The 14,150-nt window shown below is 73.9% G+C and carries 11 protein-coding genes; 8 read left to right on the top strand and 3 right to left on the bottom strand.

Annotation, left to right across the window (positions count from 1 at the left end; translation table 11 throughout):
- The first annotated feature begins 79 nt into the window (after positions 1–79).
- Positions 80–1,621 (top strand): alkaline phosphatase D family protein, encoded by a 1,542-nt coding sequence (locus tag ACFTWP_RS32650; RefSeq protein ID WP_380268587.1) that lies wholly within the window; start codon positions 80–82, stop codon positions 1,619–1,621.
- Entirely contained in the window at positions 1,614–2,876 is a 1,263-nt protein-coding gene (locus ACFTWP_RS32645; RefSeq protein ID WP_380268586.1) for a hypothetical protein, read from the top strand. Before ACFTWP_RS32650 ends, ACFTWP_RS32645 begins: the two co-directional genes overlap by 8 nt.
- Positions 2,877–3,083: 207 nt before the next feature.
- Here the strand turns inward: ACFTWP_RS32645 and ACFTWP_RS32640 are convergent, their stop codons facing one another.
- Positions 3,084–4,115, bottom strand: a complete 1,032-nt coding sequence (locus tag ACFTWP_RS32640; RefSeq protein ID WP_380268585.1) for a saccharopine dehydrogenase family protein — start codon at positions 4,113–4,115, stop codon at positions 3,084–3,086.
- 102 nt (positions 4,116–4,217) lie between these two features.
- Here ACFTWP_RS32640 and ACFTWP_RS32635 point away from each other — a divergent pair, with 102 nt between their 5' ends.
- The gene (locus tag ACFTWP_RS32635) at positions 4,218–5,186 is read left to right on the top strand and encodes a helix-turn-helix domain-containing protein (protein ID WP_380268584.1); all 969 of its coding nucleotides are present in this window, start codon (positions 4,218–4,220) and stop codon (positions 5,184–5,186) included.
- Between the two features lie 181 nt (positions 5,187–5,367).
- Positions 5,368–5,763, top strand: a complete 396-nt coding sequence (locus tag ACFTWP_RS32630) for a hypothetical protein (protein ID WP_380268583.1) — start codon at positions 5,368–5,370, stop codon at positions 5,761–5,763.
- A gap of 67 nt (positions 5,764–5,830) precedes the next feature.
- Here ACFTWP_RS32630 and ACFTWP_RS32625 read toward each other — a convergent pair whose 3' ends face one another.
- Positions 5,831–6,571 carry a VOC family protein gene (locus tag ACFTWP_RS32625; RefSeq protein ID WP_380268582.1) on the bottom strand — a complete coding sequence of 247 codons (741 nt, stop codon included), beginning with the start codon at positions 6,569–6,571 and terminating at the stop codon, positions 5,831–5,833.
- A 171-nt stretch (positions 6,572–6,742) separates the two neighbouring features.
- Positions 6,743–7,360, bottom strand: coding sequence for a TetR/AcrR family transcriptional regulator (locus tag ACFTWP_RS32620; protein ID WP_380268617.1), 618 nt, complete (start codon positions 7,358–7,360; stop codon positions 6,743–6,745).
- 227 nt (positions 7,361–7,587) lie between these two features.
- On the opposite strand from ACFTWP_RS32620, the gene ACFTWP_RS32615 reads away from it, so the two are divergent.
- The 4 genes from ACFTWP_RS32615 (at position 7,588) to ACFTWP_RS32600 (ending at position 14,120) form a co-directional block, all read left to right on the top strand.
- Positions 7,588–9,276: an acyclic terpene utilization AtuA family protein gene (locus tag ACFTWP_RS32615; protein WP_380268616.1), complete on the top strand. Its 1,689-nt coding sequence runs from the start codon at positions 7,588–7,590 to the stop codon at positions 9,274–9,276.
- A complete protein-coding gene (locus ACFTWP_RS32610) occupies positions 9,273–10,871 on the top strand; it encodes an acyl-CoA carboxylase subunit beta (protein ID WP_380268581.1) in 1,599 nt (532 codons plus the stop codon). The genes ACFTWP_RS32615 and ACFTWP_RS32610 overlap by 4 nt, the downstream gene beginning before the upstream one ends.
- A 14-nt stretch (positions 10,872–10,885) precedes the next feature.
- Positions 10,886–12,832 (top strand): acetyl/propionyl/methylcrotonyl-CoA carboxylase subunit alpha, encoded by a 1,947-nt coding sequence (locus ACFTWP_RS32605; RefSeq protein WP_380268580.1) that lies wholly within the window; start codon positions 10,886–10,888, stop codon positions 12,830–12,832.
- Positions 12,833–12,929: 97 nt separating this feature from the next.
- Positions 12,930–14,120 carry an acyl-CoA dehydrogenase family protein gene (locus ACFTWP_RS32600; protein ID WP_380268579.1) on the top strand — a complete coding sequence of 397 codons (1,191 nt, stop codon included), beginning with the start codon at positions 12,930–12,932 and terminating at the stop codon, positions 14,118–14,120.
- Positions 14,121–14,150 lie beyond the last annotated feature (30 nt).

The raw sequence follows: 14,150 nt of genomic DNA, 5'->3' as shown, positions 1-14,150 counted from the left end.
ACTCGCGCCGTTTCCACGTCACTTGACCGCCGCCCTCGCAGGGGCGGAAGTTCACCTGGGTCCGCGAGCATGGCCGGTCATGAGAAACCTCAGTCGCCGCATCTTCATCTTAGGCGGGCTCACCACCGCGGGCGCCGCCGCGCTCCAACTCGGCGCGATGGCCCAGCCGTCGGCCGCCGCCTCGACTCCCTTCCCCTTCACGCTCGGTGTCGCCTCCGGGGAGCCGGACGACAACAGCGTGGTGCTCTGGACGCGTCTGGCTCCGACCCCGACCAACGCGGACGGTCAGGGCGGCATGCCCAACGCCGACGTCGCCGTCGACTGGCAGCTGTCGGCCGACCAGAACTTCACCACCCTCGTCAACTCCGGTACGGTCACCGCCCGCTACGCCCAGGCCCACTCGGTGCACGTGCTGGCCGGTGGACTCGCCCCGGACGCGGAGTACTACTACCGGTTCCGGGCCCAGGGGTTCATCTCCCCGGTGGGCCGGACCCGCACCGCGCCGGCGCCGAACACGGTCGGGCGTGACTTCACGATGGCCTTCGCCTCGTGCGCCCACTACGAGAGCGGCTACTACACCGCCTACCGCCGCATGGCCGACGACCGCCCCGACCTGATCCTGCACCTGGGCGACTACATCTACGAGGGCGGCGCCGGCACCGGCGGGGTGCGCCAGCACCTCGGCAGCGAGATCGTGTCGCTGGCCGACTACCGCCGCCGCTACGCGCTCTACCGCACCGACCCGGACCTGCAGGCCGCGCACGCGATCGCGCCGTGGCTGGTGGTGCCGGACGACCACGAGGTGGAGAACAACTACGCCAACATGGTCCGCGCCGACAGCAGCCCCGTGCTGACCGCCGCCCAGTGGACCGCTCGCCGCACCGCCGCGTACCAGGCCTACTTCGAGAACATGCCGCTGCGGGCCGCCGCGACGCCCTCCGGCAACAGCATCCAGCTCTACCGCCGGGTCCGCTGGGGCACCCTCGCCACGTTCCACATGCTCGACACCCGCCAGTTCCGCGACGACCAGGCCTGCGGCGACGGGACGAAGGTCTGCGCCGACGCCGACCTGGCGAACCGTTCGATCACCGGCTCCGCCCAGGAGGCCTGGCTGCTCGACGGACTCGGCCAGCACCTGAGCACCTGGGACCTCATCGGCCAGCAGGTCTTCTTCGCCCGCAACGTGAACGCGTCCGGCGCGATGAACATGGACGCCTGGGACGGTTACCGGGCCAGCCGGGCGCGGATCCAGCAGGGCATCATCGACCGGGCCGTACGCAACCCCGTCGTCCTCACCGGTGACGTGCACGCGTCCTGGGGCAACGACCTCAAGGCCGACTACGCCAATCCGTCCTCGGCGACGATCGGCTCCGAGCTGGTCTGCACCTCCATCACCAGCGGCGGCAACGGAAGCACCACCACGACGATCCCCAACGGATCGCTCAACCCGCATCTGCGCTTCTACTCCAATCAGCGCGGCTACGTCCGCACGCGCGTCACGCGATCGCAACTCACGGCCGACTTCCGGTCGGTGGCGACGGTGACCGAGCACGGCGCGGCGGCGACCACCGCCCGGACCTTTGTCATCCACGACGGACAGCCGGGGTTGGCCGATGCGTAAGCTCTCCGTACTCGGCGCAGTCGTCGCCGGTTTCGCCGCGGTCCTCGCCATGGTCGCCCCGGCCTTGGCGGCGGGGCCCTCGTCCTGGGTGACGGCGAACAGCGACGCCACCGGTGACCAGGACACCTCCTCGATCGCGGCCAACCGCCTCGGCGACGTCGCGGTGGTCTGGGAGGACGACCGCGACTCGACCGCCCCGGCCGACAACGCACACAGTGACGTATGGGTGCGGACGTACCACAACGGCGTCTCCGCCTACGAGTTGAAGCTCTCGGCCGGCGGGACCGCGGGGGTGGCCTGGCGGCACCTCCAGCCCGACGTGGGCCTCGACGACCGCGGCAACGCCGTCGTCGTGTGGGCGGAGGACCCGGACGGCAACGGGTTCTACAACATCGTCTACCGGGTGCTCTCGCCGGCCGGTGCCGTCCTCGGCTCCGGCCGGGTCAACGCGAGCGCCGACGGCCAGCAGATCCATCCGCGGGTCGCGGTCGACCCGGACGGCGCGCCGGGCAGCACCACCGCGGTCGCGTTCTCCGTGGTGTGGGAGGACGTCCAGGGCACAGAGGCGGCGACGGTGAAGGCGGCCGGGTTCACCGGGACCACGACGAAGGCCTACGAGGTGACGGTCAACGCGACCGGCGGCGCGCACCACAACCCCGACGTGGCGACCTCCGCCTCGGGCGACGCCGTCGTGGTCTGGGACGACGACACCGACAACAACGGCTCCTACCAGATCGGTCTGGTGAAGCTGGCCAAGGCGAACGGGGCCGTCGTGCTCACCCGCCGCAGCGCCAACAGCATCGCCGGCGGGCAGCAGCAGCGCCCGGCCGTGGCCGCCGACTTCAACGGCGACTTCGCCGTGGCATGGGAGTCCGATCACACTGGCACCCGCGGTGTCTGGGCGCGGTCGTTCACCGCGACCGGCACCGCCGGCTCGGCCGAGGTCGAGGTCTCCGCCGGAGCCGGGGCCGGCAACCCCACCGTCGGCATCGACGACCAGCGCGACGCCGTGGTCGGCTGGAGCGTCGCCGGCACCGATCCGGCGGTCTGGGCCCGGGGCCTCAACCCCGACGGCACCTTCACCGGCCGGCTGCCGGCCCAGTCCGTCAGCCAGGTGACGACCGGTCGGCAGGAGCAGGTCGCGGTGGCCTCCTTCCCGTTCGGCGCACTCGCGATGTCGTACACCGACGACAACGACGGCAACACCTTCGACCAGGTCCTGCTGAGTCTGGGAGCGACCAACTCGGACTGGTGACGTCCTTCGATCCGTGGACGGCCGCCGGGCCGCCCCGGGTGGGGTGGTCCGACAGGCGGCGGCGGAACCGCGCGAGACCGCGGTTCTCCGGCACCTCTGTCGGATCACCTCCACCAGGGCGACGCGGGGTCGAGCGTCCGGTCCGTGGGCCGACCCGTGCGTCGCCGCCGGCGCGGATGATCTCGACCACCGGCTGTCGGCTGCCGCCTACCGCCGGACATCCAGCGAGAGGTGCGCCGACAGCGCGTCGAGGAAGTCGGGCGCGTCGAAGACCTCGCCGGCGGAGACGACACCGACCGCCCTGGTCCGGCCGGTGAGGATGCGGGATACCGCCTCCACCGCGAGCGGCGCCGTCACGGCGTAGATGTCCCGGCCCCGCGCCACGGCGCGCCGTTCCTCGTCGCCGGAGCGCACCAGGACGTCGACGAGGAAGGTCTGCGCGGACCGCCCGTGCTCGTCGACGGCGGTCGGCGCCGGGGTGTCGGGGGCCGACAGGTCCCTGGCCGCCTCGACCGTCATGTACGTGCGCACCTCCGGGACGGCCAGGTGGCTGGGGATGGTGACGACGTCGGCCATCGTGAACTCCCCGAGGACGGCCCGGGTGCCCATCGGCTCGGGGAAGTCCCAGTCCAGGGTGGGCAGTCCGTCCGTGCGGTACTCCAACCGCCCGTTGCTGTACCGGACGCGCCGGCCGCCGCGCCGGTCCCGGGAGACCGCGCCGGCGGCCCGCGTCCCCTCGGTGGGGTGCCAGCTGTTCAGGCCGTACGCGATGTGCGCCTCGTCGGCCGCCGTCCAGTCGCCCATCGCGGCGGTGGCCAGCAGGTCCCCGAGCCCGCCGTAGAAGGCCATCGCGGGGACGACCACCGCTCCGGCGGCGCGGGCGCGCTCCGCGAACCGCGCGAACGTGTCGACGTTGGCCTCGACTTCGGCCGCCACGTCCACGTACGGGATGCCGGCGCGCAGCGCCGCCTCGATCACCGGGGCGGCGGTGGTGGCGAACGGGCCGGCGCAGTTGATCACGGCCGCCGCGCCGGCCAGGGCGCGGTCCAGCGCGGCCGGGTCGTCGACCGACGCGGGCCGGGTGTCGAGTCCGGGCCGCGTCGCCGCCATCGCCCGCAGCTTGTCGGCGTCGCGGCCGGCGAGCACCGGCAGGAATCCGCACTCCCGCAGCCGGTCCACCACGAAGCGACCGGTGTGCCCGTAAGCCCCGTACACCACAACTGCCTGCGCCGATCCCATGGTTCTGACCTCCGTGTCGAAATGGCCTGCTACGGACAGTCTGGCGAGGCGGGGCGCCACCCGGTGAGTGTCCGGAACGCCATCCCCCGTACAGTTCCGGACATGGGAACCGTAGCGCTGGCCGTCACCGACGGAATGCTGCACTTCGAACTGGCCGTGGCGAACGAGGTCTTCGGCTCGGCACCGGACGCCGTGTCCGTGCCCTGGTACGAGCTGGAGGTCTGCGGCGCGGACGCCGTGCAGGTCGGCCGGTTCCGGCTGGAGCCGGACTTCGGGCTGGAACGGCTCCGCCGCGCCGACACCGTGATCGTCCCCGGCTGGGCGGACGTGGACGTGGACCCGCCCGCCGAACTGGTCGACGCCGTGCGCGCCGCCCACCAGGCCGGCGCGCGGGTGGCCTCCCTCTGCACGGGCGCCTTCGTGCTGGCCGCGGCCGGACTGCTGGACGGGAGGCGCGCGACCACGCACTGGGCGCACACCGGGGTGCTCGCCGACCGCTACCCCGCGATCGAGGTCGACCCGGACGTGCTCTACGTCGACAACGGCAGCGTGCTCACTTCCGCCGGCAAGGCCGCCGCGCTGGACCTCTGCCTGCACCTCGTCCGCCTCGACCACGGCGCGTCGGTCGCCAACGCCGTCGCCCGCCGCCTGGTCGTGCCGCCCCTGCGGGCCGGCGGCCAGGCCCAGTTCGTCACCGCCGCGGTGCCCGCCCAGGGCGACCACCTGCTCGCCGCACTGTTCCCCTGGGCGCTGGAGCGGCTCGACAGGCCGCTGACCGTCGAGGACCTGGCCCGCCGGGCCCGGATGAGCTCGCGCAACCTCGGCCGGCACTTCCGAGCGGCGACCGGCACCACCCCCCTGCAGTGGCTGCTCACCCAACGCATCCGCCGTGCGCAGGAGTTGCTGGAGAACACCGACGACGGCATCGACGCCATCGCGTCGGCCACCGGCATGGGCACCGCCACCACCCTGCGCCGACACTTCAACCGTACGGTGGGCGTGCCCCCGGACACCTACCGCCGCACCTTCCGGGCGCGGTCGGAGCCGGGCCCGAACGGCGGCGGCGGGTAGGCCTCCTGGCCCTTCGCCGTTCCCGGGCGGGCGGCCGGAGGCTTTGCCGCTGCCGGCGCCCCGGTCGGCGGGCAGCTCGTGTCCGTCCGAGGATCCGACGGACGGCGGGCAGGTCCGGGGCCGCGTGTGATCATGGGTGGTGCCGGGTCGCTCTCGGCGTCCGGACGAAGGGGGAGGCCCGGTGTCGGTGGAGGGGTACGACCAGGAGCAGGGTGAACCGACGCCGGTCGCTGATCCGCCGAGATCCGCCGGACAGGCCCTGGCGCGCGGAGTCGCCCGCCTGGGCGGCGAGTTCCTGCTGGAGGCGGTCGGCGCCCTGGTGCTCTGCGCTCTGACCACCGCGTCTTTGGCGGCGTTGTTCCTGGGCACGCAGTGGGTGTACCGGCATCACCCCGTGGCGACCTTGACCGGCGGGGCCACGATGGGCGCGGTGCTGGTCTACGGCTGCTGGCTGGGTTTTCGCCCCGGGCAGCCTCGCAGGGCGTACCAGCGGGTGGCGGCGGGTGCCGCGGCGGCCACCGGCCTCTGGCTGCTCGCCTGCCTCGGCTACGCGGAGTTCGGACAGGCCTTCGGCTGACCCCACCCGCCCCGGGGGCATGGCGCAGGCAGGCAGGACTCAAGCGTCGGGGGCGGCGGGGCCCGCGTCAGTGCGGGGCGAGGACGCAGAACTCGTGACCCTCCGGGTCGGTCAGGCAGGTCCAGGGGGTGTCGCCCTGGCCGACGTCGAGATCGCCGGCGCCGAGCGCCCGCAGCCGGGCCACCTCCGCCGCCCCGTCGGCACCGGGGTACGGCAGAAGGTCGAGGTGGACCCGGTCCGGCACGGTCTTCACCTCGGGGGTGCGGAGGAACTCCAGGTACGGGCCGACGCCTTCGGCGGAGCGCAGGGTTGCGTGGTCGTCGGCCACCTCGTGCCGGGTCCAGTCCGTCACCCCGCCCCAGAACCGGGCCATGGCCCGAGGATCCGTGCAGTCGACCACCACCGCGGCGATCGGCCCGGTGTCCCGGTAGACCTCCCGGGGCTCCAGCACGCAGAACTCGTTGCCCTCCGGGTCGGCGAGGACCGTCCACGGGACGTCGCCCTGGCCCACGTCGGCGGGCGTCGCACCGAGCGCCCGCAGGCGGGCGACCAGCTCCCTCTGGTGGGCCGCGGAGGTGGTGGCGAGATCGAGGTGCACCCGGTTCTTCGTCGTCGTCTTCGGTTCCGGGACGGGAACGACGTCGATGCCGACGTGGACCGGGTCCGGCCAGACGAGGCCACCGGCGGGGCCGACGTAGGTGGTCGCTCCGGGGCTGTAGGCGCTCCAGCCGAGCGCGTCCGCCCAGAACCGGCCGACCGCCGAGTGGTCAAGTGCCTTGATGATCACGTGAACAGGTCGCAGGGCCATGCCGGTGATCCTAGGTGCCCACTGCGCCACGGCATCCGCACCGCCGCGGAGAGAGGTCGACGCGCTGCCGCGTCGCGCGACTCGGCTTGGCTCGGCTCTGCTCGCCGAGCGGAGGGCTCGGCGCCGCCGGTTGCGTGTCGTTCCGCCCGCGCGCCGGTGCCGGGCCGGGGATCAGCGGCCTTCGCCGGCGCGGTCGCCGCCGGGGCGTCCGAGTTGGATCATGGCGCGGTAGAGGGCGGTGGTCGTGGGGGCGTCGGGGAGCGGGGGCAGGGGCGCGCCGGGGGTGGCGTAGGAGCGGAGCAGGTGGGCGGTCAGGCGTCGCCAGGTGTCGGGTGCGGCGTCGCCGGTGGCGTTGATGACGCCGGCGTTGGCCATCAGCAGGATGGGCAGGTCGCGGTCGGTGAAGTCCTCGCGCAGGTGGCCGGTGGCCTTGGCACGGGCGATGAGTTCGAGGGCGTCGTTGAACGCCTCGGTGCGGCGCTCCTCCAGGGCCTTGGCGGCGGGGAAGGTCATGGTGAGGACGTCGGCGAAGCCGCGGTCGGCGGCCTGCATGGCGCAGATGGCGTGGATGTAGCCGGTGAAGCCGCGCCAGGGGTCCTCGTCGGCGAGGGCCTGGGCGGCGGCTCGGGCGTAGGCGTCCATGCGGTCGGCGAAGACGGCGTTGACGAGGACGTCGCGGGTGGCGAAGCGGCGGGAGAGGGTGGCTTTGCCCACTCCTGCCTCGCGGGCGACGGCGGCCATGGAGACGGTGAGGCCCTCGCGGGCGAACAGGCGGCGGGCGGCGGCCAGGATGCTCTCGCGGTCTCGGCGCCTGGGGAGCCGTCACCTGCGGTTCCAGCCACGCCGGCGAGTCCGTGCGGCCGGGCGAGTCCGCGCGGCCCGCCGAGCCCGTGCGCTCCCAGCGCGTGGGCCCCAGCGCGTGGGCGCCCGTAAACAAGCATGCATGCTTGCTTTTTCTCGTACCCGGTGCCACGCTGCTGCCCGAAGGCAACCGGCAGGGCAGGGGAGGCGTCACGGTGCTGCGGATCGGCAATGCTTCGGGGTTCTACGGCGACCGCTTCGAGGCCGTCCAGGAGATGCTCACCGACGGCCCGTTGGACGTCCTGACCGGCGACTACCTCGCCGAGCTCACCATGCTGATCCTCGCCCGCGACCGCGCCAAGGATCCGGCCCTGGGCTACGCCCGGACCTTCCTGCGGCAGATGGAGAAGAGCCTCGCCCTCGCCCTCGACCGGGGGGTGCGGATCGTCGTCAACGCCGGCGGCCTCAACCCCGCCCGGCTCGCCGCGGCGCTGCGCGAACTCGCCGCGGACCAGGGCCTCACCGTCCGGGTCGCGCACGTCGAGGGGGACGACCTGCTGCCCCGGGCCGCCGCGCTGGGCCTGCCCGACGGGCTGCTCGCCGCCAACGCCTACCTCGGCGCGTTCGGCATCGCCGAGTGCCTGCGCGCCGGAGCCGATCTCGTCGTCACCGGCCGGGTCACCGACGCGGCCCTGGTGGCCGGCCCGGCCGTCGCCCACTTCGGTTGGGGCCCGCAGGACCTGGACGCCCTCGCCGGCGCCGTGGTGGCCGGGCACGTGCTGGAGTGCGGGGCCCAGGCCACCGGCGGCAACTACGCCTTCTTCGACGAGCACGACCTGCGCCGCCCCGGCTTCCCGCTCGCCGAACTGCACGCCGACGGCAGCAGCGTGATCACCAAGCACCCCGGCACCGGCGGCGCCGTCACCGTCGGCACCGTCACCGCCCAACTGCTGTACGAGACCGCCGGTGCGCGCTACGCCGGCCCCGACGTGACCGCCCGGCTCGACAGCGTGCGGCTCACCGAGGACGGGCCGGACCGGGTCCGCATCGACGGCGTACGAGGCGAGGCCCCGCCGCCCACCCTCAAGGTCGGACTGAACCGGATCGGCGGCTGGCGCAACGAGGTGGTGTTCGTCCTCACCGGGCTGGACATCGAGGCGAAGGCCGCCCTCGTCCGGGGGCAGACGGAGCGGGAGTTCGGCGCCGCCCGCCCGGCCGAGGTGCGCTGGACGCTCGCCCGCACCGACCACCCGGACGCACCGGACGAGGAGGCGGCGAGTGCGCTGCTCCGGCTCACCGTCCGGGACCCGGACCAGCACCGGGTCGGCCGCTCGATCGGCTCGGCCGCCGTCGGGCTCGCGCTCGCCAGCTACCCCGGCTTCCACCTCACCGCGCCGCCCGGCCCCGGCGCACCCTACGGCGTCTTCGACGCCGCGTACCTCGACCCGGCGACCCTCGACCACACGGCGGTGCTCCCCGACGGCACCCGGCTCGTCGTCCGACCCGCCCCCGCCACCCGTGCCCTGGAGCCGCTCGCCGTACCGGAGTTGCCACCGCCGCCCGAGGCCGGCTGCACCCGCCGGGCACCGCTCGGCCGGGTGCTCGGCGCCCGCAGCGGCGACAAGGGCGGCGACGCCAACCTCGGCCTCTGGGCCCGCAGTGAGGAGGGCTGGCGTTGGCTCGCGCACACCCTGGACGTCGAGCGGCTGCGCCAACTCCTGCCGGAGACGGCCGGGTTGACCGTCACCCGGCACCTGTTGCCGAACCTGTGGGCGGTCAACTTCACCGTCGAGGGCCTGCTCGGCGAGGGAGTCGCCGCCCAGGCCCGGTTCGACCCGCAGGCCAAGGCCCTGGGGGAGTGGCTCCGCTCCCGCCACCTCGACATCCCGGAGGCGCTGCTGTGACCGCCCTGCCCACCCGCCTCGACCCGGCCGGCCCCGAGTACGCCGAGCACCGCGAAGCGATGCTGACCCGGCTCACCGGCCTCGCCGCCGAACACGCCAAGGCGCTCGCCGGCGGCGGCCCCAAGTACGTCGAACGCCACCGCTCCCGGGGCAAGTTGCTGGCCCGTGAACGCATCGAGCTGCTGGTCGACCCGGACTCGCCCTTCCTCGAACTCTCCCCGCTCGCGGCCTGGGGGAGCGACTACCCGGTCGGCGCCGCCCTGGTGACGGGCATCGGCGTGATCGAGGGCGTGGAGTGCGTCATCACGGCCAACGACCCGACCGTGCGCGGCGGCGCGAGCAACCCCTGGACGCTGCGCAAGGCGCTGCGCGCCAACGAGGTGGCGCTCGCCAACCGGCTGCCGCTGGTCAACCTCGTCGAGTCCGGGGGCGCCGACCTGCCCAGCCAGAAGGAGATCTTCATCCCCGGCGGCGCGCTGTTCCGCGACCTCACCCGGCTCTCCGCCGCCGGAATCCCCACCGTCGCCGTGGTGTTCGGGAACTCCACGGCCGGCGGCGCTTACGTGCCCGGCATGTCCGACCACACCGTGATGGTGAAGGACCGCGCCAAGGTGTTCCTCGGCGGCCCCCCGCTGGTGAAGATGGCCACCGGCGAGGAGTCCGACGACGAGTCGCTGGGCGGGGCCCGGATGCACGCCCGTACCTCGGGCCTGGCCGACCACTTCGCCCTGGACGAGCCCGACGCGCTGCGGCTGGCCCGCCGGATCGTCGCCCGGCTGAACCACCGCAAGCCCGGCCCCGATCCGGACGGGCTCGCCGAGCCGCCGCTGTACGACCAGGAGGAGCTGCTCGGCATCGTGCCGGGCGACCTCAAGGTGCCGTTCGACCCGCGCGAGGTGATCGCCCGGGTGGTGGACGGCTCGGACTTCGACGAGTTCAAGCCGCTGTACGGCGCCAGCCTCGCCACCGGCTGGGCGAGCCTGCACGGCTACCCCGTCGGCATCCTCGCCAACGCCCAGGGGGTGCTGTTCAGCGAGGAGTCGCAGAAGGCCGCCCAGTTCATCCAGCTCGCCAACCAGCGCGATATCCCGCTGCTCTTCCTGCACAACACCACCGGCTACATGGTGGGCAGGGACTACGAGCAGGGCGGCATCATCAAGCACGGCGCGATGATGATCAACGCGGTGGCCAACTCCCGCGTCCCGCACATCTCGGTGCTGATGGGCGCCTCCTACGGCGCCGGCCACTACGGCATGTGCGGCCGGGCCTACGACCCGCGGTTCCTGTTCGCCTGGCCGAGCGCCAAGTCCGCGGTGATGGGCCCGCAGCAGCTCGCGGGTGTGCTGTCCATCGTGGCCCGACAGTCGGCCGCGGCCAAGGGCCAGCCCTACGACGAGGACGCGGACGCGGCGATCCGGGCGATGGTCGAGCAGCAGATCGAGGCCGAGTCGCTGCCGGTCTTCCTCTCCGGCCGCCTCTACGACGACGGCGTCATCGACCCGCGCGACACCCGAACCGTGCTCGGCCTCTGCCTCTCCGCGATCCACAACGCCCCGGTCGAGGGCGCGCGCGGCTACGGCGTCTTCCGGATGTGAGGGACTCACCGAACATGATCACGTCTCTGCTGGTCGCCAACCGCGGCGAGATCGCCCGGCGCGTCTTCCGCACCTGCCGCGACCTGGGCATCACCACGGTCGCCGTGTACTCCGACCCGGACGCCGACGCCCCGCACACCCGCGAGGCGGACACCGCCGTCCGGCTGCCCGGCGCCGCCGCCGCGGACACCTACCTGCGCGGCGACCTGATCGTCCGGGCCGCCCTGGACGCCGGCGCCGACGCGGTGCACCCCGGCTACGGATTCCTCTCCGAGAACGCCGAGTTCGCGCGGGCCGTCCTCGACGCGGGACTCACCTGGGTCGGTCCGCCACCCGCGGCGATCGCCGCGATGGGCTCCAAGACCGAGGCCAAGCGGCTGATGGCCGCCGCCGGCGTCCCGGTGCTCACCGCCGTCGAGGACCCGTCGGAGGCGGACTACCCCCTGCTGGTCAAGGCGGCGGCCGGCGGCGGGGGTCGCGGCATGCGGGTGGTCCGCTCGTCGGACGAGCTCGCCGGCCAACTCGCCGCCGCCCGGGCCGAGGCGGCGAAGGCCTTCGGCTCGGCCGAGGTGTTCTGCGAGCCGTACCTGCCCACCGGACGGCACATCGAGGTCCAGCTGATGGCCGACACCCACGGCACCGTCTGGGCCGTCGGCGAGCGCGACTGCTCGATCCAGCGCCGGCACCAGAAGGTCGTCGAGGAGGCCCCGGCCCCGGGCCTCGCCGACGCCGACCGCGCCGAGCTGTACGCCGCCGCCACCGCCGCGGCCCGGGCCATCGGCTACACGGGCGCCGGTACCGCCGAGTTCCTGCTCGGCCCCGACGGCCGGTTCTGGTTCCTGGAGATGAACACCCGCCTCCAGGTGGAGCACCCGGTCACCGAATGCGTCACCGGGCTGGACCTGGTCGCCCTCCAACTGCGGGTCGCCGAGGGCGAGGCGCTGCCCGCACGGCCGCCGGCCACCCGCGGCCACGCCATCGAGGCCCGGCTCTACGCCGAGGACCCGGCGGCCGACTGGCAGCCGCAGACCGGCACCCTCCACCGGCTCGAACTCCCTTCCGTCCAGGTGGCGTTCGGCATCGCGCCGGGGGACACCGGGCTGCGCCTGGACTCCGGCGCGGAGGCCGGCAGCACCGTCGGCATCCACTACGATCCGATGCTCGCCAAGGCCATCGCCTGGGCCCCCACCCGGGCCGCGGCCGCCCGCCGGCTGGCCACCGCCCTGGCCGGTGCCCGGATCCACGGGCTCACCACCAACCGGGAGTTGCTCGTCTCCGTCCTGCGCCATCCGGCCTTCCTGGACGGCAGCGTGCACACCGCGTTCCTCACCGAGCACGCCGCCGACCTGCGGCCGGCCGCCGCCGAAGCGGATCCGCTCCCCGCGCTGGCCGCCGCCCTGGCGGACGCCGCGGGCCGCCGCGGCGCGCTCCCGTCCGGCTGGCGCAACCTGCCGTCCCAGCCTCAGGTCAAGCGGTTCCGCGGCCAGCAGGGGACGGAGCACGAGGTGCGCTACCGCCTGGGCAGGAACGGTGAGTTGGATGCCGAGGGCCACCCCGGTACGGAGCTGCTCTCGGCTGGCGCCGAGCAGGTGGTGCTCGTCGTGGCCGGCCGGCGACGTGGCTTCGCGATCGCCCGCTACGGCTCACTCGTGCACGTCGACGAGCCGACCGGATCCACCGTCCTCACCGCCCTCGACCGGTTCCCGCCGCCCGCCGTCCAGAGCGACCCCGGCGCTCTGCTGGCTCCGATGCCGGGCATCGTCGCCCGTACCGCGGCGGCGGTCGGGGACACCGTCACGGCCGGGCAGCCGCTGCTCTGGCTGGAGGCGATGAAGATGGAGCACCGCGTCACCGCCCCCGCCGACGGCACCCTCACCGAACTGCACGTCGCCCCCGGCCACCAGGTCGAACTCGGCGCCCTGCTGGCCGTGGTGAAGCCGTCCGCCGAGCCGGCCGGCTGACCGCGGCAGCGCCACCACCGCGTTCGGCACCCCTCGACCCACCCGCCGCCCGTCTCCGCCCACCCTCGGATTCACCCCCGCCCGGAAGGACCCCAGGATGTCCGCACCGCGCACCACGACCGCAGACAGCAGCCCGCTGATCGAGACCGCCGAGCGCCGGGCCCTGCGCCGCGCCGTCGGCGACCTCGGCCGCCGCTACGGCTCGGCCTACTATCTCGACAAGGCCCGCCGGGGCCTGCCCGCCGACGAACTCTGGGCCGAGGCGGGCAAGTCGGGATACCTCGGCGTCAACCTCCCGGTCGAGTACGGCGGCGGGGGCGGCGGCATCACCGACCTCGCCATCGTCCTGGAGGAACTCGGCACCGCGGGCTGCCCGTTGCTGCTGCTGATCGTCTCACCGGCGATCTGCGGCACGGTGATCGCCCGCTACGGCACCGAGGACCAGAAGCAGCGCTGGCTGCCGGGTCTGGCCGACGGCACCCGCCGGATGGCCTTCGGCATCACCGAGCCGGACGCCGGGTCCAACTCGCACCGGATCTCCACCATCGCCCGCCGCGACGGCGGGGACTGGCTGCTCACCGGCCGCAAGGTGTTCGTCTCCGGCATCGACCACGCGGACGCCGTCCTGTTCGTCGGCCGCACCGAGGACGCGCGCACGGGCAAGCTGAAGCCCGCCCTGTTCGTCGTGCCGCGCGACACCCCGGGGTTCGAGTACCGGCCGATCCCGATGGAACTCGTCGCCCCGGAGAAGCAGTTCCAGGTCTTCCTGGACGACGTCCGACTGCCGGCCGACGCCCTGGTCGGCGACGAGAACGCCGGCCTGCTCCAGCTCTTCGCCGGGCTCAACCCGGAGCGGATCATGACCGCCGCGTTCTCCCTCGGGCTGGCCCGGCAGGCGCTGGCGAAGGCCGTCGACTACGCCAAGTCCCGTACGGTCTGGGACACTCCGATCGGCGCGCACCAGGGCCTGGCGCATCCGTTGGCGGTCTGCGCCATCGAGATCGAACTCGCCCGGCTGATGACCCAGAAGGCCGGCCACCTGTACGACGCCGGGGACGACCTGGCGGCCGGCGAGGCGGCCAACATGGCGAAGTACGCGGCGGGCGAGGCCGCCGCCCGCACCGTGGACCAGGCGGTGCAGACCCTCGGCGGCAACGGGCTGACCCAGGAGTACGGGCTGGGCGCGCTGCTCACCGCGACCCGGGTGGGCCGGGTGGCGCCGGTCAGCCGCGAGATGATCCTCAACTACGTGGCGCAGCACACCCTGGGCCTGCCCCGCTCGTACTGAGACCGCACCTCCCGAGACCGCATCTCGCGA

The organism is Kitasatospora sp. NPDC057015 (assembly GCF_042673745.1).
Taxonomy (GTDB): domain Bacteria; phylum Actinomycetota; class Actinomycetes; order Streptomycetales; family Streptomycetaceae; genus Kitasatospora.
The sequence above is the reverse complement of the archived record's forward strand: the minus strand, read 5'-3'. Positions and strand labels throughout refer to the sequence as shown.